The sequence below is a fragment of the Segeticoccus rhizosphaerae genome, from assembly GCF_009192725.1.
GTDB classification, from domain to species: Bacteria; Actinomycetota; Actinomycetes; order Actinomycetales; family Dermatophilaceae; genus Segeticoccus; species Segeticoccus rhizosphaerae.
In genome coordinates, this window is the sequence record NZ_VOHR01000096.1 from 1 (window position 1) to 11,926 (window position 11,926).

An 11,926-nucleotide genomic window follows, 5' to 3' on the forward strand; every position below is an offset into this window, starting at 1 on the left:
CCGCCCGGGCCGCACCCCGTCGAAGCGCTCGCCGAGGTCGCGCAGTGCCGCCGCTCCGCGATGCTCGACGTCCTCGCAGATCGGTCGGACGGTCGCGAGCGCCGCCTCGACGTCGAACTCGGCACGGGGCAGGAGGTCGCGCAGCTCACGCACGTCGGGCGTGCGGCCGCGCAGGTCGGTCCGGGAGATCACCTGGCCATTCTAGAGAGCCCGACCGGGTGCCCCGAGCCGGCGACCTCCGAGGTCCGGAGCGGTGCGATCGCCGCGCTCGGCGCTGCTCACCGGGCCGGAGCACAATGAGGTCCGTGCCGCACCATCAGGCGCGTCCTCGCGAGGGCGTCGTGGCCAACGCCTTCTCCGACCGGGGTGAGGTCGTGCTGCGCCGCAGAGGCCGGGACGGTGCGCTGGAGCTTCGGGTCAACGGGGTCTTCGTCATGGACGACCGGCACACGTCCACCGAGCGCGACCTCGCCCGGCTGGCGCTCGGCGCCTGCCGTGCTCGGTCGGGCGTGCGGGTCCTGGTCGGCGGCCTCGGCCTCGGCCACTCGCTCGACGAGCTGTTGGGGTGTCCGCGCACGGCAGCGGTGACCGTGGCCGAGATCGAGCCGGCCCTGGTCCAGTGGCACCGGGACGGCCTGGTGCCCGGCTCGCGGCTCGCCGACCCGCGGGTCACGGTCGCGGTCGGCGACGTGGCCGCCGTCGTCTATGCGGCTCGTGGCGCGTGGGATGTCATCCTCCTCGACGTCGACAACGGTCCCGACTTCCTCGTCCATGACGGCAACGCCGCGATCTACCGGCGGCCGTTCCTGCACGCCTGCCACGATGCGCTGCGCCCGGGAGGGGTGCTGGCGGTGTGGTCCTGCAGCCCGGCGCCGGACCTCGCGGAGGCCCTCGAGGCGATCTTCGAGGACTGCAAGCGGCACTCGCTGGCGGTGACACTGGGCAGCCGGGACACGGCATACTTCGTGTTGCTGGCCAGGCGACCGGCGCAGCGGCGCTCGGCACCGTGGCAGGGCCGTCGGACTCACGAGCCGCCGTAGAACTCCTCGTCGACGACGTGCCGGGCCAGTCGGGCGACCCTACGGTAGGTGTCGGCCAGCTGCCACCCGGTGCCCGGCTCGCAGCCGATGATCCGTCCCACCCCGTCGGCGTCGCGCAGGTCGCTCGGAATCGAGTCCACCGGCCGCCCCCGCCACAGCACCGAGGCGTTGCGGGCCTCGGAGGCGAGCGTCCACGCCCGAGCCAGGGTGGTCGCGTGCTCCGCGCCGATCAACCCCGCCTCGACAGCCGCGTCCAGGGCCTCGAGCGTGCCGGTGCAGCGCAGCCCCTCCACCCGGTGCGCGTGCTGCAGCTGCAGCAGCTGCACGGTCCACTCGACGTCGGACAGACCCCCGCGGCCAAGCTTGAAGTGGGTCTTCGGGTCGCCCCCGCGGGGGATCCGCTCGGCCTCCATCCGTGCCTTGAGGGTGCGGATCTTGCGGACCGCCGAGGGCGGGATGCCACCCTGGGGCCACCGCAGCGGGTTGATCAGTTCGAGGAACCGGTCGGCCAGCCCGGCGTCGCCCGCCACCGGCGCGGCCCGCAACAGAGCCTGGGCCTCCCAGCCGGCGGACCAGCGCGCGTAGTAGGCACGGTAGGAGTCGAGGCTGCGCACCAGGGGACCCGCCTTGCCCTCGGGCCGCAGGTCGGCGTCCACGACCAGCTGCGGGTCCGGACCCGCACCACCGAGCAGGCGGCGCAGCTCCTGCACGACCGCGGTGGCCTGCGTGGTCGCCCGCTTGGCCGCCTCCTCACCGGCATCCACCGGGTCGTGCACGAACATCACGTCGGCATCGCTGCTGTAGCCCATCTCGCCGCCGCCGAGCCGGCCCATCCCGACGATGAGCAGCCGGGTCGCGAGCGACTCGCCCTGTTCTCCCTCGACGTGCCCGGTCGCAAGCTCCAGGGCCGCCTGGAGGATGGCCGCGGTCAGGTCGGTGAGGGCGCCCCCGACGCCGGAGAGGTCGATGGCGTCGACCAGGTCGGCGACCGCGATCCGGAACAGCTCCTGCCGCCGGACCACCCTCGCGGCCGTCATGGCCTCGTCACGGTCACCCTTGCGCGTCATCGCCGAGCGCATCGTGCGGAGCGCCGCCTCGCGGGAACGCGGTACGAGCTCGGCCGCGTCACCGAGGAGCTTGACCGACTCCGGGGCGCGCAGCAGCAGGTCCGCGGCATACCGGCTGCTGGCGAGCACGTGCGCCAGGCGCTCGGCTGCCCCTCCCTCGTCACGCAGCATCTTGAGATACCAGTGGGTGGTGCCCAGCGAGTCGCTGATCCGTCGGAAGGACAGCAGCCCGGCATCGGGATCGGCCTCGTCGGCGAACCACCCGAGCATCACCGGCAAAAGCGTCCGTTGGATCGCCGCGCGCCTGCTGACCCCTGCGGTGAGGGACTCGAGGTGGCGCAGAGCGCCCGCCGGATCACGAAAACCCAGCGCGGACAGTCGTTCCTGAGCCGCGGCCGGAGTGAGCCTCGCCTCGGGAGTCGTCAGCTTCGCCGCGGCGCTGAGCAGCGGCCGGTAGAAGAGCCGCTCGTGCAGGCGCCGCACCTCCCGGGCCTGCTGCCTCCACCGCGCCGTGATCTCGGTCGCCGGTTCGGCGCGGTGCCCGAGCGCCCGCCCCAGGCGCCGCAGGTCGGCGTCGGACGTCGGCATCAGGTGGGTGCGCCGGAGCCGGAACAGCTGGATGCGGTGCTCGAGGACGCGCAGCAGGCGGTAGGCGCCGTCGAGGACGGCGGCGTCGTCCCTGCCCACGTAGCCACCCTGCGACAGGGCATCCAGCGCTTCCAAGGTGGTGCCCGACCGCAACGTCTCGTCGGCGCGCCCGTGGACCAGCTGCAGCAGCTGCACGCTGAACTCGACGTCGCGCAGCCCGCCCGGTCCGAGCTTCAGCTGACGCCGGACCTCGCCCGGCGGCACGTGCGCCTCCACCCGACGACGCATTGCCTGCACGTCCTCGACGAAGTGGTCGCGGCTCGACGCCTGCCACACGAGCGGCTGCACAGCCTCGAGGTAGGCCTGGCCCAGCGCTGGATCGCCCGCGACCGTTCGTGCCTTGAGGAGCGCCTGGAACTCCCAGGTCTTCGCCCATTTCTCGTAGTACTGCTGGTGGCTCGCGACGGTCCGCACCAACGGACCGTTCTTGCCCTCCGGGCGGAGGTTGGCGTCGACGGTCCAGAGGCTGCCCTCGCCGGTAGACGCCGAACACGCCCGCATCGTCGCGGTGGCCAGCTGGGTCGCCGCCGCGAGCGCCGTGTCCTCGTCGGCGCCGTCGACCGGTTCGGCCACGAAGATGACGTCCACGTCACTGATGTAGTTGAGCTCGAGGCCCCCGCACTTGCCCATCCCGATGACCGCGATCCGGCAGGCCTGCGCGGCGGCTCCCAGCTCCTCGCGCGCGATGGCCAGTGCCGCGCCGAGAGCGGCCGAGGCCAGGTCGGCCAACGCCTCGGCCACGACCGGAAGGTCGGACAGGGGGTCGGCGCTGGTCAGGTCGAGCGCGGCGATCCCGAGCAGCTCACGCCGGTAGGCGATCCGCAGGGCGTCGTATGCCGTGCGGCCCGACCGGTCCGCCACCGCGCCCTTGATGGCCTCCCGTCGTCCCCGGGCGGAGCTGGCCCGCGCATCGGTCACCGCGGTCCAGTGCTCCGGGTGGTGGACCAGGTGGTCGGTGAGCGCCGACGAGGCACCGAGCACCGCGAGCAACCGGTCGCGTTCCTGCCCGCCTGTCCGCAGCCGGGCGAGCAGCTCGGCCCCGTCCAGCCGGTCGTCCTCCTGGAACGACTCGCGGAGCCGCACCAGCCCGAGCAGGGCGAGATCGGGGTCGGCCACGCCTCCCAGGGCGGGCACCAGGCCGTCCACCGCCTCGGGATCGTCGAAGCCGAGCTCCTCGAAGAGAGCCAACGCCCTTCGCCCGTCGACGAACCCGGCGCGTGCCATTCGTCCGGCCGGAGTGCTGGGGCGCGTCGACGTGCTCACGGAGCGGGCCGGCTCAAAGACTGCGCAGGTAGCGCTGTAGCTCGAACGGCGTGACCTGACTGCGGTAGTCGTCCCACTCCGCGCGCTTGTTGCGCAGGAAGAAGTCGAAGACGTGCTCACCGAGGGTCTCGGCGACCAGCTCGCTGTCCTCCATCCGCTCGATGGCCTCGTTGAGCGAGAGTGGGAGCGGGTCGATGCCGAGGGCCCGCCGCTCCCCGTCGGTCAGCGACCACACGTCGTCCTCGGCCTCGGGCGGGAGCTCGTAGCCCTCCTCGATGCCCTTGAGCCCCGCGGTGAGCAGCACGGCATACGCGAGGTAGGGGTTGCAGGCCGAGTCGATGGAGCGGACCTCGACGCGGGTGCTCTGGCCCTTGCTCGGTTTGTACATCGGCACGCGGATCAGGGCACTGCGGTTGTTGTGGCCCCAGCAGACGTGGGCCGGCGCCTCGCCGCCGCCCCAGAGCCGCTTGTAGGAGTTGACCCACTGGTTGGTCACCGCCGAGATCTCGGGCGCGTGCCGCAGCAGCCCCGCGATGAACTGCCGCCCGACCTTGGAGAGCTGGTAGGGGGCGCCCGCCTCGTGGAAGGCGTTGCGGTCACCCTCGAAGAGCGAGAGGTGGGTGTGCATGCCCGACCCGGGATGGTTCGACAGCGGCTTGGGCATGAACGAGGCGAACACACCCTGCTCGAGCGCGACCTCCTTGATGACCGTGCGGAAGGTCATGATGTTGTCCGCGGTCGAGAGGGCGTCGGCGTAGCGCAGGTCGATCTCGTTCTGGCCGGGTGCGCCCTCGTGGTGGCTGAACTCGACCGAGATCCCCATGCTCTCGAGCATGGTGATGGCCGCCTTGCGGAAGTCGTGGCCGGTGCCGTGGGGCACGTGGTCGAAGTAGCCGGCCTCGTCGACCGGCACCGGCGGTTGCCCCGGGGGTGTGCCCTGCTCGAACAGGAAGAACTCGATCTCCGGGTGGGTGTAGTAGGAGAAGCCGAGCTCTCCGGCGCGGTTCATCGCCCGTCGCAGCACGTCCCTGCTGTCGGCGAAGCTCACCGAGGCGCCGGGACGCCTGATGTCGCAGAACATCCGCGCCGTGCCCGGGGAGTCACCGCGCCAGGGCAGCACCTGGAACGTGCTCGCGTCGGGACGCACCAGCATGTCCGCCTCGTAGACCCGCGCGAATCCCTCGATCGCGCTGCCGTCGAAGCCGATTCCCTCGGCGAAGGCGCCCTCCAGCTCCGCGGGTGCGATGGCCACCGACTTGAGGGTGCCGAGCACGTCGGTGAACCACAACCGCACGAAGCGGATATCGCGTTCCTCGATGGTGCGGAGGACGAACTCCTGCTGACGATCCATGCCTTGATCCTGCCCTATCTGCTGCCCGAGCCGATGCGGGACGTCCTGCGAACTGGTCGCCCACGCCGCCACACCGCAGGACGTCCTTGAGAAGAATCGGCATCCCGCACCGACCCCCGGTCGTCCAGATCAACCTGTATGGCGGGCGGCCGGCTCCCAACCTGCCGAAAGCAGCGCCTGCCTCACCTGGTCGAAGAACGCATCGGCGCACAGGCGCAGACCGAGCAGCGGAAGCCGCAACACGGTGTCACCTTCCAGGGCGACCTGGTTGTGGCGGATGGCGTCCTGGACCAGGTTCTGCGCCCAGGCGTGCTGGATACCGTCGACCTCGACCACGACCCGCCACCGGTTCCATCGGAAGTCCAGGTAGTAGCGACCCGATCTGGTGCGCCTGACGACCTGGGCGTCCGGCTCGGGGACGCCACGACTCCGACACCCCCGGAGGAAGTCCAGCTCACCGAGACTGCCCACACCGCCGGCGAGGTCCATCACCAGTTCCGCGAGCATCAGCCGGCGACGGTCACGTTTGACCCGCAGGAGCTCCCTCGCCAGCTCCTCCACGCGGCACAGCCCTTGCTGCACCGCCATCGTGACGACCAGCGTGGCCTGGCGATCCGACGTGGCCCACAACGCGCCCCGGATCGCCGCGACGGCCGGTCGTGATCGAGGCACACCGCCGCACACCACGTCCTCCGGATCGAACCGCCGTGTCTCCCGGAGGTCCATGCCCGGCCGCCGACGACGGCGGATCCGGGCACCCTTCGGCACCGAGACCCGGATCCGTTCCTCGGTGAAGTGCTCGAGGCCTGAGGCGATGAGCGCACTCGTCCCGTCCAGGTGGGCCCGTGGCCCGGCCTCGAGCACGGCCGCCCACTGCCTCGCTACCAGGGTGAGAGGGCCGTTGTGGACGCAGAGGCAGTGTCGTCCCACGCGCTGCCAGCGCTCGGCCCGGATCTGCGCCCGCACCTCGGCCCGGGTCAGACCCAGAAGGTAGGCCTCCCGACGCGAGATCACCCCGCCCTGCTCGTTCGCCCGCCTGACGACCCGGATTCTGCGAACCGCGGCCAACTGACGGACGCCCGTGACGCCTCGGCCCGGCACGGGCCGTGCTCCCGATGCGAGATGGTCTTCAGCCATGCAGGCAGGCTCGGTCCAGGGCACCCCTGCGGTCACCTGCGAGCTGACCGCCTGTGCACGACGGGACTCCGCCGCGGGCGGAGGTGGACACAGATCTCCCACCACGTCTCGCCACGCCACCCCAGCCACAACGTCCTGCACAACGGTCACCCGGGCCGCCGCTTCGCAGGACCTCCCTCACCCCGGGCCACCGCGACGCCACAACGTCCTGCGCAACGGTCACCCGGGCCGCCACTTCGCAGGACCTCCCTCACCCCGGGCCACCGCCACGCCTGTCGGTCAGCCGCCGAGGATCGCCTTCGCAGCGTTGTGACCCGGTATGCCGCTGACTCCCCCGCCGCGGCGGGCGCCGGCGCCACAGAGCAGCAGCCGTTCGTATGCCGTCTCGACGCCCCAAGTCCCCTCCTCCGCCTGCCGTTCCGCCCAAGGCCACTGCAGGGCGCGGTGGAAGATGTTGCCGCCCGGCAGGGCCAGGTCGGCCTCCAGATCGAGCGGGGTCCGTGCCTCCACGCAGGGGCGACCGTCGCCATCACGCATCAGCACGTCTTCGAGCGGCTCCGCGAGCACCGCGTCGAGGGACCGCAACGCTGCCGCGAGGCCCTCCTCGCGTGCCCTCTCGTTGTCGTCCCGACCCAGCCGCGCCGGGAAGTGCACGCCGAAGAGGGTGAGGGTCTGCGCCTCGGTGTCCGCCAGGTCCGGCCCGAGGATGGAGCGGTCGGCCAGCGTGTGGCAGTAGATCTCGCACGGGAGCAGCTCGGGCACCCGGCCGGCGGCTGCCGTCGCGTGAGCGGCCTGGAGCTGGTCGAAGGTCTCGTTGATGTGGAAGGTGCCGGAGAAGGCTGCGACCGGGTCGACGGAGGCGTCCCGCAGCCGGGGTAGCCGGGACAGCAGCAGGTTGACCTTGAGCTGGGCCCCCTCGGGTTCGGGCCCGCTCGACACCGGGTCAGCGCCGCTCGCCGCGAGCAGCCGGTCGAGGACGGCCGGGGCGAACGCGGAGAGCAGCTGGCCGCCCCGCTCCTCGTGCACCCGGCCGCCCGGTTCGCGCCACTGCACGACGCCGGAGGGGTCGACGGAGCACACCTCGGCCTCGGTGACGATGGTGGCGCCGGCGTCGGTGGCCGCCTTCGCGAGAGCACCGGTGACCGCACCCATCCCACCGACAGGCACGTCCCAGTCGCCCGTCCCGCCCCCGACGAGGTGGTAGAGGAAGCAGACGTTCTGCCGCAGCTGCGGGTCGTCCAGGTCGGCGAACGTCCCGATGAGGGCGTCCGTGGCGACGACACCGCGGACCGTGTCGTCGGCGAAGGTCTCGCGCAGCACCTCCCCCAGCGGGCGCTCCACCACGGCCCGCCACAGGTCGTCGTCGGCGACGAGCTCGCGGGCCTGCTCGGCGGACCGCAGCGGCTCGAGCACCGTGGGAAAGAGACGTTCGGCGAGTGACGTCATACGGGCATAGAAGTGATGCCAGCGCTCGTATTCCGCGTCGTCCCCCGTCAGCCTGCGGAAACTGGCCGCCGTCGCCGCGTCGTCACCGTTGTCCACGAGCAGCCCGGTCGACGGGTCGGAGGGCACCGGCGTGTACGACGAGTAGCGCCGACGGACCAGGCGCAGGTCGAGGTCCAGGTCGCTGATGATCTGTGAGGGCATCAGGGAGACGAGGTAGGAGTAGCGCGAGAGTCGGGCGTCCACGCCACGGAACGCCTGGGCGGAGACGGCGGCTCCGCCGACGTGGTCGGCACGTTCCAGGACCAGGACCCGGCGGCCGGCACGGGCGAGGTAGGCGGCGGCGGTCAGGCCGTTGTGGCCGGCGCCGAGGACGATGTCGTCGAAAGTGGTGGGCACGACCCGACCCTATGACGTGGCACCAGCTCGGGAAGGCCCGCGGCGACATCGTGCACCGTGACGGCGATGACGCGGTGTCCGCGTCTGCCTGCACCAGCTGGGAGACCGCGGACTGCCGAGTGGACAGGCCTTTCGGTCGAACTGGCCTGCCGTGGGGTGCTGCCGACGATTCGTCGGCAAGGCACCGTTTGACGAGGAGAAACCTGGCGCGGAAGGGAACTCGACGACGCTTGTTGTCGTCCAGGTCGTCCCCTGCCACGGTGGACGGGCGCGGCTAGGCTGCCTGCATGGCACAACTACGCCTCGCTCTGGCTCAGATCAACCCGACCGTCGGAGACCTGCGCGGCAACGCCGATCTCATTCGAGACCGGGCCCGGCGCGCCGTGGCGGAGGGGGCCCACCTGGTCGCCTTTCCCGAGATGTCGCTCGTGGGATACCCGGTGGAGGACCTCGCCCTGCGCAGCACCTTCGTCGACGCCTCGCGAGAGGCCTTGATCCAGCTTGCCGCGGATCTCGACAAGGACGGCCATGGCGAGGTGCCCGTGGTGGTCGGTTACCTCGACCACGCACCACACGAGACCGCCGAAAGCGACCCCGCGCGGCCCCTCCCCCAGAACTGTGCCGCCGTGCTGCACCGTGGCGAGGTCGTGGCCCGCTATGCCAAGCACCACCTGCCCAACTACGGCGTCTTCGACGAGTACCGCATCTTCGCACCGGGACAGGACCTCACGGTCGTCCGCGTCTACGGCGTCGACGTCGCGATCGCCATCTGCGAGGACCTCTGGCAGGAAGGCGGTCCGGTCGCCCTGACGCGGGCGGCCGGGGCGGAGCTGCTGCTGGTGATCAACGGATCGCCCTACGAGCAGGACAAGGACGACACCCGGCTCGAGCTGGTGCGGCGGCGGGCCGGCCAGGCCGGTTGCGCGCTCGCCTACCTCAACCTCGTCGGCGGCCAGGACGAGCTCGTCTTCGACGGGGACTCCGTCGTCGTGGACACCGGCGGCGAGGTCCTCGCACGCGGACCGCAGTTCGAGGAGTCCGTCGTCACCGTCGACCTCGACCTCACGTCGAGCACGGTGGACCCCGAACACACCCCCGCGGGCGTCGAGCACGTGAATCTGGGCGATGACCCGGTGCCCACCTATGCCGCCGAGCCGGCCACCCTCGTGCCGCGCCTCGAGCCGGTGGCAGAGGTCTGGGCCGCGCTGGTGCTGGGGCTGCGGGACTACGTGCGCAAGAACGGATTTCGCTCCGTGCTGCTCGGGATGTCCGGCGGCATCGACTCGGCGGTCGTGGCGACGCTGGCGGCCGACGCGCTCGGGGGCGAGAACGTCGTCGGGATCTCCAACCCGAGCAGCTACTCGAGCCAGCACTCCAAGGACGACGCGGCGGCCTTGGCGCAGGCCCTTGGCGCCGACTACCGCGTCATCCCGATCGCACCGATGGTCGACGCCTTCCAAGCCGGCCTCTCGCTCACCGGTGTTGCCGAGGAGAACCTGCAGGCGCGCATCCGCGGGGTCGTGTGGATGGGCCTGTCCAACCAGGAGGGCCACCTGGTCCTGACCAACGGCAACAAGAGCGAGGTGTCGGTCGGTTACTCGACCATCTACGGCGACAGCGTCGGCGGTTTCGCGCCGATCAAGGACGTGCCCAAGACCCTGGTGTGGCAGCTGGCCCGCTGGCGCAACGAGGAGGCCGTCCGGCGCGGCGAGAAGCCCCCGATCCCGGAGAGCTCGATCACCAAGGCCCCGTCGGCCGAGTTGAGCCCCGGCCAGGTCGACCAGGACTCCCTCCCGCCCTACGAGTTGCTCGACCCGCTGCTCGACCTCTACGTCGAGGAGGCACGTGGCCGCGACGAGCTCATCACCGCAGGGTTCGACGAGGAGGTCGTGGACCGCGTCGTCGCCCTCGTCGACCGGGCCGAGTGGAAGCGCCGCCAGGGCGCGCCCGGACCGAAGATCTCCCCGATGGCCTTCGGCCGCGACCGGCGGCTGCCGATCACCAGCCGCTGGCGCGAGCAGGACGCCCGATCAGCGACGGCCGGCGGCGACGATGCGGCCGCAGCGACGACGATGGAGCGGAGCGACCCAGCCGCGGAGGAGCTGCGGCAGAAGACCCAGCGGAGCGACCCTGCCGCGAAGGAGCCGTGACCACGGGCATGAACAGCGAGCAGCCTGCTCCCTACGGCGGCGGGGCCGCCAGCAGCGGCTCCGGCCCGTCGGCCCCACGCCCGAAGCGCGTCCGCATCCCCCACCTGCAGGCGATGAAGGAGAGGGGCGAGCGCTGGGCGATGCTCACGGCATACGACCAGTACTCCGCAGAGATCTTCGAGGCCGCCGGCATCCCCGTCCTGCTCGTCGGCGACTCTGCCGGCAACAACGTCTTGGGCTACGAGTCGACGCTGCCGGTCACGGTCGACGAGCTGATCCCGCTGGCCCGTGCCGTGAGCCGTGCCGCCGCGCGCTGCCTGGTGGTGGCCGACCTGCCGTTCGGCTCCTACCAGTCCAGCCCGCAGCAGGCTCTGGCGACGGCGACGCGCTTCATGAAGGAGAGCCTGGTGCACGCAGTCAAGCTCGAGGGCGGCGCGCACCTGGTGCCGACCGTCGAGCTGCTCACCCGCGCAGGCATCCCCGTGATGGCACACGTCGGCTTCACTCCGCAGAGCGAGCACGCCCTCGGTGGCTACCGGGTGCAGGGTCGCGGCGGCGGAGCCGACGCCATGGTGGAGGACGCGCTGGCGCTCGAGCGGGCCGGCGCGTTCTCGGTGGTGATGGAGATGGTCCCCGACCCGGTGGCGGCTCGCGTCACGGAGGCCCTGCGGATCCCCACGATCGGCATCGGCGCCGGACCGCACTGCGACGCGCAGGTCCTCGTCTGGCAGGACATGGCCGGACTGCGCGGAGGACGGGCCCCCCGGTTCGTCAAGCGGTATGCCGACCTGCGCACCACCCTGCGAGACGCCGCCAGCGCGTATGCCGCGGACGTCGCCTCGGGCGCCTTCCCGGCACCGGAGCACACCTTCGAGTCCTGACGCACCTCGGCGACAGGTCCGTCTCCCGGGCGCCAAGAACACCCCGGCCTGCCGGTGCGGCGGGCGGTATCGTGACAGGCGAGCGCGGCCGGCGCGTCGGCCGCTCGACGGGAGGCGACATGGGCAAGAAGTGGAAGGACCTCAGCCCGCGGACACGCGGGCTGCTGTCGGTGGCGGCGGCTGTCGAGGCGGGCCTCAAGATCGCGGCGCTGATCGACCTGAAACGCCGCCCCGCAGCGCAGGTGCGCGGGCCCAAGTGGGCCTGGGGACTGGCGATCACGGTCGCCAGCTCGGCCGGCGCCGTGCCGATCCTCTACCTGGTCCGCGGCCGGCGCACCCACTAGCGTCACCGACCAGGCGACGCGACCCACACGAAGACGAGGCGCCTCTCGCTCGGGGGTTCGAGAGGCGCCTCGTCCGCTGGTTCCATCGCGGCAGCGGCCCCTGGCGTTACACCACCGGCGGGAGGGGACCGCCCCGCGCCGGCCGAGCCGGCGTCAGTGCAGGCGCAGGACGCGTCGCAGGTGCGGCCAGGCCAGCTGCCCCA

8 protein-coding genes and 1 pseudogene are annotated in these 11,926 nt (G+C 71.8%); 4 read left to right on the plus strand and 5 right to left on the minus strand.

Annotation, left to right across the window (positions count from 1 at the left end; genetic code table 11):
* Positions 1-192: pseudogene (locus FRW57_RS09890) on the minus strand (histidinol dehydrogenase); the annotation flags it as partial.
* 113 nt (positions 193-305) lie between these two features.
* On the opposite strand from FRW57_RS09890, the gene FRW57_RS09895 reads away from it, so the two are divergent.
* Positions 306-1,040, plus strand: a complete 735-nt coding sequence (locus FRW57_RS09895) for a spermine/spermidine synthase domain-containing protein (RefSeq protein ID WP_202911461.1) — start codon at positions 306-308, stop codon at positions 1,038-1,040.
* Here the strand turns inward: FRW57_RS09895 and FRW57_RS09900 are convergent.
* From FRW57_RS09900 to FRW57_RS09915, 4 genes are all read right to left on the minus strand, one after another.
* On the minus strand, positions 1,025-3,979 hold the full coding sequence (locus FRW57_RS09900) for a bifunctional [glutamine synthetase] adenylyltransferase/[glutamine synthetase]-adenylyl-L-tyrosine phosphorylase (protein ID WP_137120968.1): 2,955 nt from the start codon (positions 3,977-3,979) through the stop codon (positions 1,025-1,027). The two genes, FRW57_RS09895 and FRW57_RS09900, sit on opposite strands and share 16 nt — an antisense overlap.
* 52 nt (positions 3,980-4,031) lie before the next feature.
* On the minus strand, positions 4,032-5,369 hold the full coding sequence (gene glnA / locus FRW57_RS09905) for a type I glutamate--ammonia ligase (RefSeq protein WP_152185921.1): 1,338 nt from the start codon (positions 5,367-5,369) through the stop codon (positions 4,032-4,034).
* A gap of 129 nt (positions 5,370-5,498) precedes the next feature.
* Complete coding sequence (locus tag FRW57_RS09910) at positions 5,499-6,506, minus strand: DUF559 domain-containing protein (protein ID WP_137120966.1); 1,008 nt, start codon at positions 6,504-6,506, stop codon at positions 5,499-5,501.
* A 279-nt stretch (positions 6,507-6,785) separates the two neighbouring features.
* Positions 6,786-8,348: a phytoene desaturase family protein gene (locus tag FRW57_RS09915; RefSeq protein ID WP_137120965.1), complete on the minus strand. Its 1,563-nt coding sequence runs from the start codon at positions 8,346-8,348 to the stop codon at positions 6,786-6,788.
* Between the two features lie 287 nt (positions 8,349-8,635).
* Between FRW57_RS09915 and FRW57_RS09920 the strand changes: the two genes are divergently transcribed.
* From FRW57_RS09920 to FRW57_RS09930, 3 genes are all read left to right on the plus strand, one after another.
* Positions 8,636-10,498: an NAD+ synthase gene (locus FRW57_RS09920; protein WP_137120964.1), complete on the plus strand. Its 1,863-nt coding sequence runs from the start codon at positions 8,636-8,638 to the stop codon at positions 10,496-10,498.
* Between the two features lie 8 nt (positions 10,499-10,506).
* Positions 10,507-11,379 carry a 3-methyl-2-oxobutanoate hydroxymethyltransferase gene (gene panB / locus FRW57_RS09925; protein ID WP_137121016.1) on the plus strand — a complete coding sequence of 291 codons (873 nt, stop codon included), beginning with the start codon at positions 10,507-10,509 and terminating at the stop codon, positions 11,377-11,379.
* A 119-nt stretch (positions 11,380-11,498) separates the two neighbouring features.
* Positions 11,499-11,723: a hypothetical protein gene (locus FRW57_RS09930; RefSeq protein ID WP_152185922.1), complete on the plus strand. Its 225-nt coding sequence runs from the start codon at positions 11,499-11,501 to the stop codon at positions 11,721-11,723.
* Positions 11,724-11,926 lie beyond the last annotated feature (203 nt).

What these genes read in the sequence shown, in the direction of transcription:
- panB (WP_137121016.1), top strand. Translation starts at nt 10,507, where the DNA reads ATGAACAGCGAGCAGCCTGCTCCCTACGGCGGCGGGGCCGCCAGCAGC.
- FRW57_RS09920 (WP_137120964.1), top strand. Translation starts at nt 8,636, where the DNA reads ATGGCACAACTACGCCTCGCTCTGGCTCAGATCAACCCGACCGTCGGA.
- glnA (WP_152185921.1), bottom strand. Translation starts at nt 5,369, where the DNA reads ATGGATCGTCAGCAGGAGTTCGTCCTCCGCACCATCGAGGAACGCGAT.
- FRW57_RS09910 (WP_137120966.1), bottom strand. Translation starts at nt 6,506, where the DNA reads ATGGCTGAAGACCATCTCGCATCGGGAGCACGGCCCGTGCCGGGCCGA.
- FRW57_RS09900 (WP_137120968.1), bottom strand. Translation starts at nt 3,979, where the DNA reads ATGGCACGCGCCGGGTTCGTCGACGGGCGAAGGGCGTTGGCTCTCTTC.
- FRW57_RS09930 (WP_152185922.1), top strand. Translation starts at nt 11,499, where the DNA reads ATGGGCAAGAAGTGGAAGGACCTCAGCCCGCGGACACGCGGGCTGCTG.